The sequence below is a fragment of the Actinacidiphila acidipaludis genome (assembly GCF_019890725.1).
Lineage (GTDB): Bacteria > Actinomycetota > Actinomycetes > Streptomycetales > Streptomycetaceae > Actinacidiphila > Actinacidiphila acidipaludis.
On the sequence record NZ_JAINZZ010000080.1, the window covers coordinates 21639 to 28339 of the forward strand.

Consider the following 6701-nt stretch of genomic DNA (forward strand, 5'->3'; position numbering starts at 1 on the left):
GTCAGGCGGCCAGGGGGACCGCCGGGTTCTCGGAGCGGGCGGGCTCGAGCGCCAGCGCGAGCACGTGCCGCACGTCACTGACGGGGTGAACCTCGAGTGCATCGAGGATCTCGGACGGCACGTCGTCCAGATCCGCCTCGTTCCGCTTGGGGATCACCACCGTGGTGACCCCCGCCCGGTGCGCGGCCAGCAGCTTCTGCTTGACCCCGCCGATGGGCAGCACCCGCCCGGTCAGGGACACCTCCCCGGTCATCGCCACGTCCGTGCGAACCCGCCGTCCGGACAGCAGCGACGCCAGCGCCGTCGTCATGGTGACGCCCGCGCTCGGGCCGTCCTTCGGCACCGCGCCGGCCGGCACGTGGATGTGCACGCCGCGGTCCTTCAGGTCACCGACGGGCAGCTCCAATTCGGCGCCGTGCGAGCGGAGGAAGGACAGCGCGATCTGCGCGGACTCCTTCATCACGTCGCCGAGTTGACCCGTCAGCTGCAGGCCCGCACCGCCGGTCTCCGGGTCGGCCAGGGACGCCTCGATGTAGAGCACGTCGCCGCCCGCTCCGGTGACCGCCAGGCCGGTGGCCACGCCGGGCACCGCGGTCCGCCGCTCGTCCGGGTCCTGGGCGGACTCCGGCACGTGGTGCGGCCGGCCGATCAGACCCCGCAGGTCGTCCACGGCCACGGTGAACGGCAGCTTCTGCTGGCCGAGTTCGTGCCGCGCGGTGACCTTGCGCAGGATGCGCGCGATCGTCCGCTCCAGGGTGCGCACGCCCGCCTCGCGGGTGTACTCCCCGGCGAGCTTGCGCAGCGCCTCCTCGGAGAGGCTGACCTCGTCGGTGTCCAGACCCGCCCGCTCCAGCTGGCGCGGGAGCAGGTGGTCACGGGCGATGACGACCTTCTCGTCCTCGGTGTAGCCGTCCAGCCTGACCAGTTCCATACGGTCGAGCAGCGGCTCGGGGATGGCCTCCAGGACGTTGGCGGTCGCCAGGAACACCACGTCCGACAGGTCCAGTTCGACCTCCAGGTAGTGGTCCCGGAAGGTGTGGTTCTGCGCCGGGTCCAGGACCTCAAGCAGCGCGGCCGCCGGGTCGCCCCGGTAGTCCGAGCCGACCTTGTCGATCTCGTCGAGCAGCACCACCGGGTTCATCGACCCGGCCTCCTTGACGGCCCGGACGATCCGGCCGGGCAGCGCGCCGACGTACGTCCTGCGGTGGCCGCGGATCTCGGCCTCGTCGCGCACGCCGCCGAGCGCCACGCGGACGAACTTCCGTCCCATCGCGCGGGCCACGCTCTCGCCGAGCGAGGTCTTTCCGACGCCGGGCGGCCCGACCAGCGCCAGCACCGCGCCGCCACGGCGGCCGCCGACGACGCCGAGGCCGCGGTCGGCCCGGCGCTTGCGCACCGCCAGGTACTCGGTGATGCGCTCCTTGACGTCCTCCAGGCCGGCGTGGTCGGCGTCCAGCACCGCCCGCGCACCGGAGACGTCGTAGGTGTCCTCGGTCGTGGTGCCCCACGGCAGTTCCAGGACGGTGTCGAGCCAGGTGCGGATCCAGCTGCCCTCGGGCGAGGCGTCGGAGGACCGCTCCAGCTTCTCGACCTCCTTCAGTGCCGCCTCGCGGACCTTCTCGGGCAGGTCGGCGGCCTCGACGCGAGCGCGGTAGGCCGCGTCCCCGTCGGCCCCGCCGACCGGGTCGCCGTTCAGCTCGGACAGTTCCTTGCGGACGGCCTCCAGCTGCTGCCGCAGCAGGAACTCCCGCTGCTGCTTCTCCATGCCCTCCTGGACGTCCTTGCGGATGGACTCCGCGACGTCCTGCTCGGCCAGGTGGTCGCGCAGCCACTGGGTGGCCAGGCGCAGCCGGGCGACCGGGTCGGCGGTCTCCAGCAGCTCGATGCGCTGTTCCGTGGTCAGGAAGGGCGAGTAACCGGAGTTGTCGGCCAACTGGCTCACGTCGTCGATCTGCTGGACGCGGTCCACGACCTGCCAGGCGCCGCGCTTGCGCAGCCAGCTGGTGGCCAGGGCCTTGTACTCCTTCATCAGCTCGGCGACGGTGCCGGGCGATTCCGCGGGGCGGGGCTCCTCGACGGGAGTGCCCTCGACCCACAGGGCGGCGCCGGGACCGGTGGTCCCCGCGCCGATGCGGACGCGGGTGCGGCCGCGGATGACGGCTCCGGGGTCGCCGTCGGACAGCCGGCCGACCTGCTCGACGGTGCCGAGCGTGCCGACCGCGGCGTATGTCCCGTCCACCCGCGGGACGAGCAGGACGCGGGGCTTCCCCGATCCGCTCCCCGAGTGGGCCGCCTGGGCGGCCTCGACCGCGGCGCGCACCTCGCTGTCGGTGAGGTCGAGGGGCACGACCATGCCCGGCAGGACGACTTCGTCGTCCAGGGGCAGGACGGGGAGTGTGAGGGTGGCGGTGCCGGGCTCAGAGGCCATGATCTCTCCCTAAGCAAGCAAGTTGAGTACGCCTGACTCAACCCCCGCCCCCGGTGCGGTGTTCCCGCTCCCGTGTTCGCCCACAGCGATCACTGCTTGGCCGGGTGCACGAGGGTGCACACCCCCTTGTGCGACCACGGCGACCGCGGAACCCGTCCGCGGCCGCAAAACCGGTTGCGGACGTCCGTAGCGTGGCCGGTGTGACGACTGATGACACGACGGGCCCCGGCCGCCTCCTGACGGCGTACGACGACCAGCTCCGGGGCGCTCCCCCGGTCCTTCCCGACGGCGTGACGTGCGAGACGGACGGCCCGCTGACGCGGATGGTCGGCCAGTTCCGCGGCTTCGTGCAGGCGCCCGCCGACCTGGGCGTGACGGGCGCCGGACTGGACGCCCTCATCGCCCGCCAGCGGGACTACTTCGCGGCCCGCGGCGAGGGGGTGGAGTGGAAGGTGCGCGGTCACGACCGGCCCGCGGACCTGCCCGAGCGGCTGCGCGCCGCCGGTTTCGTCCCCGAGGAGCAGGAGACCGTGCTGGTCGGACGGACGGACCTGCTGGCCGGCGACAGCGCGCCCCCGGACGGCGTCACGATCCGCCGCGCCACCGCCGACGCCGACTTCACGGCGATCGCCGGGCTGCTGGGCGCGGTGTGGGACATGGACATGGGCTTCCTGGGCGAGGACCTGCGCAGCCGCGTGGCCAACGCGCCGGAGGACGTCGTGGTGTTCGTCGCGGAGGCCGGAGGCGAGCCGGTGTCCGCCGCGTGGATCGTGTTCCGGCCCGGCACGGACTTCGCCGGGCTGTGGGGCGGTTCCACCCTGGCGGCCTGGCGCGGGCGCGGCGTCTACCGCGCGCTGGTGGCGGTACGGGCCCGGCTGGCAGCGGCGCGCGGCGTCCCCTACCTCCAGGTGGACGCCTCCGACGACAGCGCGCCGATCCTGCGGCGCCTGGGCTTCCAGGCCATCACGACCACCACTCCGTACGTCTGGACGCCGCCCGCGACCGGCTCCCCGGCCTGACGCCCCGGGCCCGGGCGGCCGCGCGCGTCGGCCAAGATGGAGCCATGGCATATCCCGACCCTGCCGCGGGGACCCCAGCGGCCACCCCGCCCACCGACGACTCCCCGGTGGTGCTGGACCGCCGCGACGGCCCGTACGGCGAGGTGGTGCTGCGCGCCCACGGCGGGCGGTACGAGATCATCGCCAACGGCTGCTTCCTGATGGACACCTCCGACGGCCGTTCGGAGCGGCTGCTGGTCGACGTGGCGCTGGCGGCGCTGGACTCCCCCGGCGGTCCGCGGGAGGGCCTGCGGCTGCTGATCGGCGGTCTCGGTGTCGGCTTCTCGCTGGCCAGAGCCGCGGCCGAGCCGCGCTGGGGGGAGATCGCGGTGGTCGAACGGGAGACCGCGGTGATCGACTGGCACCGCTCGGGACCGCTCGCCGCCCACTCGGCGAACGCGCTGGACGACCCCCGGGTGCACGTCGTCCAGGACGATCTGGTGGGCTATGTGCGGGACTCCGGGACCCGGTTCGACGCCCTCTGCCTGGACATCGACAACGGACCCGACTGGACAGTAACCGAGAACAACGGCACTCTCTACAGTCCCAGCGGCCTCCTCGCGTGCCGGGAGCGGCTCGAACCGGCCGGCGTGCTCGCCGTCTGGTCCGCGCAGCCCTCGGCGGACTTCGAGGCGGCACTGCGGGACGCGGGTTTCGCCGACGTGCACACCATCGAGGTGCCGGTCACCCGCGGGGTGCCGGACGTGGTGCACGTAGGCGTCAAGGCGTGAAAGCGTCATAGTCAACGCTTCGGCCCGCCCCGTACGCTGCCCAGGGATCTCCCAGGTGAGCCGCGCTCGCTGATCCGTCCCGGGTCACCGGAGGGATCCGACAACTGAGACGACCTTGTGGGGCGGAAGTGGACAGCACGCAGACGGCCGGCGCGCAGCGCCGGGTGCTGGTGGTCGAGGACGACCAGACGATAACGCAGGCGATCGCGGCCCGCCTCCAGGCGGAGGGGTTCCAGGTCCGCACGGCGGGCGACGGGCCGTCCGCGGTGGACGCCGCCCACGCCTGGCAGCCCGACCTTCTCGTCCTCGACGTGATGCTGCCCGGGTACGACGGCCTCGAGGTCTGCCGCCGGGTCCAGGCCGACCGGCCGGTCCCGGTGCTGATGCTCACCGCGCGGGACGACGAGACCGACATGCTGGTGGGTCTGGGCGTCGGCGCCGACGACTACATGACCAAACCGTTCTCCATGCGGGAGCTGGCCGCCCGGGTGCACGTCCTGCTGCGCCGGGTGGAGCGTGCGTCGGTGGCCGCGCACAACTCGCGCGGGGCCAGCATCCAGCTCGGCGACCTGGAGATCGACCACGCGCAGCGGCGGGTGCGGGTGCACGGCTCCGACGTCCACCTGACGCCGACCGAGTTCGAGCTGCTGGTCTGCCTCGCGCAGCAGCCGCGTGCCGTGCTCTCCCGCGAGCAGCTCCTCGCCGAGGTGTGGGACTGGGCCGACGCGTCGGGCACCCGCACCGTCGACAGCCACGTCAAGGCACTGCGGCGGAAGATCGGCGCCGAGCGCATCCGCACGGTGCACGGTGTCGGTTACGCGCTGGAGAGCCCGGCGCAGTGATCGCCGCGACGGGCGAGCGGCCGCGGGAGCCGCGCAGGCGAGGGGGCCGGCCCGGGCGCTGGCTGGGACGGCAGTGGCGCCGGCTGTGGGCAGCACTGCGGCCGTGGGACCCGTTCCGTTCCATCAAGGCGGCCCTGCAGGGGCTGGTGCTGCTGTCTGTGGGAATCACCACACTGCTGGTGGTCGTGGCCCTCCACTCGGCGACCGAGATCCGCGTGATCACCATCTTCTCGATCATCGCGTGCCTGCTGGTCACCCAGATCATGGCCACCGGGCTGACCGCCCCGCTGCGGGAGATGACCGCGGTGGCGCGGGCCATGGCCGGCGGCGACTACAGCCGCCGGGTGACCCGGGTGCGCAGGGACGAGGTCGGCGAGCTGGCCGGCACCTTCAACCGGATGGCGGCCGACCTCGCCGCCGCCGACCGGCACCGCAAGGAACTCGTGGCGAACGTCTCCCACGAGCTGAAGACGCCCATCGCGGCGCTGCGCGCGGTGCTGGAGAACGTGGTCGACGGGGTCTCCGCCGCCGACCCGGAGACCATGCGGCTGGCGCTGCAGCAGACCGAGCGGCTCGGCAAGCTCGTCACCCAGCTCCTCGACCTGTCCCGGCTGGACAGCGGCGCGGTGCGGCTGGACGCCAAGCGGTTCGAGGTGTGGCCGTACCTGTCGGCGGTGCTGAAGACCGCGAGCCTGGGCATGGAGAGCTCCAAGGCGACCGGGTCGCGCTCGCGGCCGCGTGCCGACGTGCATCTGCACCTGGACGTCTCACCGCCCGAGCTGATCGCGTACGCGGACGGCGAGCGGCTGCACCAGGTGGTCGCCAACCTCGTCGACAACGCGGTGAAGCACAGCCCGCCCGGCGGCCGGGTGACGGTCACCGCCCGCGGCGGCGCGGTGCCGGGCAGCCTGGACCTGGACGTGCGCGACGAGGGCCCGGGCATACCCGAGGCCGACCGCAAGCGGGTCTTCGACCGTTTCCACCGCGGCTCGCGGCCGGGCAGCGACGGCGGCACCGGCCTCGGTCTGGCGATCGCGCGCTGGGCGGTGGATCTGCACGGCGGCAAGATCGAAGTGGCTGAATCTCCTCGGGGCTGCCGGATCCACGTCAGCCTTCCGGGTGCGCCGGTGGTGAACCGTTGACGCGCCGCTCACGTACTCCCTGACAGACGGCCCGCGCCGGATGGCCGGATCAACCCCGAAGAGGGACCACTTTCCCGCCAGGAATGGGCCGCAAACCCCGAATACGGTGTGACTTGCGCGACGACTGGGCCCCGGGCCTGCGGGAAGGGCCCCGGTAGGCGTAGCCTTTATTCCCGCTGTCCACCATCTTGTGAAGCGGAAGAGGGCGGTTCACGCCGTGTCGCCACAGTCCCCCAATAGCTCGAGTGTCTCGACCGACCACGAAGGGCAGGGCGAAGGCCCTGCAGCGGGTTTCGGCCCGAACGAGTGGCTCGTCGATGAGATCTACCAGCAGTACCTCCAGGACCCGAACTCGGTAGACCGAGCCTGGTGGGACTTCTTCGCCGACTACAAGCCGGACGGTTCCGCCGCCCCGGCGGCCCCCGCGGGCCAGGGCGGCGCCTCCGGCGCGGCCGCCCGCGCGAAGGCGGACCCGGCCGCCGGAGCGGGCGCGGCGTCCG

General features: G+C 73.1%; 6 protein-coding genes. 5 read left to right on the forward strand and 1 reads right to left on the reverse strand.

From position 1 onward, the window contains the following. Window position 1 precedes the first annotated feature (1 nt). Complete coding sequence (lon, locus tag K7862_RS34170) at window positions 2-2428, reverse strand: endopeptidase La (RefSeq protein WP_222969136.1); 2427 nt, start codon at window positions 2426-2428, stop codon at window positions 2-4. A 200-nt stretch (window positions 2429-2628) separates the two neighbouring features. Here lon and K7862_RS34175 point away from each other — a divergent pair, with 200 nt between their 5' ends. From K7862_RS34175 to K7862_RS34195, 5 genes are all read left to right on the forward strand, one after another. Continuing rightward, window positions 2629-3447 carry a GNAT family N-acetyltransferase gene (locus tag K7862_RS34175; RefSeq protein WP_308012341.1) on the forward strand — a complete coding sequence of 273 codons (819 nt, stop codon included), beginning with the start codon at window positions 2629-2631 and terminating at the stop codon, window positions 3445-3447. Between the two features lie 44 nt (window positions 3448-3491). Continuing rightward, complete coding sequence (locus tag K7862_RS34180; protein WP_222969138.1) at window positions 3492-4217, forward strand: spermidine synthase family protein; 726 nt, start codon at window positions 3492-3494, stop codon at window positions 4215-4217. A 128-nt stretch (window positions 4218-4345) separates the two neighbouring features. Beyond that, window positions 4346-5059 (forward strand): response regulator transcription factor, encoded by a 714-nt coding sequence (locus K7862_RS34185; RefSeq protein WP_308012342.1) that lies wholly within the window; start codon window positions 4346-4348, stop codon window positions 5057-5059. Further along, the gene (locus tag K7862_RS34190) at window positions 5056-6201 is read left to right on the forward strand and encodes a HAMP domain-containing sensor histidine kinase (RefSeq protein ID WP_372461721.1); all 1146 of its coding nucleotides are present in this window, start codon (window positions 5056-5058) and stop codon (window positions 6199-6201) included. Before K7862_RS34185 ends, K7862_RS34190 begins: the two co-directional genes overlap by 4 nt. A gap of 217 nt (window positions 6202-6418) precedes the next feature. Further along, window positions 6419-6701: 2-oxoglutarate dehydrogenase E1 subunit family protein (locus K7862_RS34195; RefSeq protein ID WP_222969140.1), on the forward strand; the 283-nt coding region annotated here is incomplete at its 3' end.

Excerpts from the sequence above, each read along its gene's own strand:
- lon (WP_222969136.1), bottom strand. The coding sequence starts at position 2,428 with ATGGCCTCTGAGCCCGGCACCGCCACCCTCACACTCCCCGTCCTGCCC.
- K7862_RS34180 (WP_222969138.1), top strand. The coding sequence starts at position 3,492 with ATGGCATATCCCGACCCTGCCGCGGGGACCCCAGCGGCCACCCCGCCC.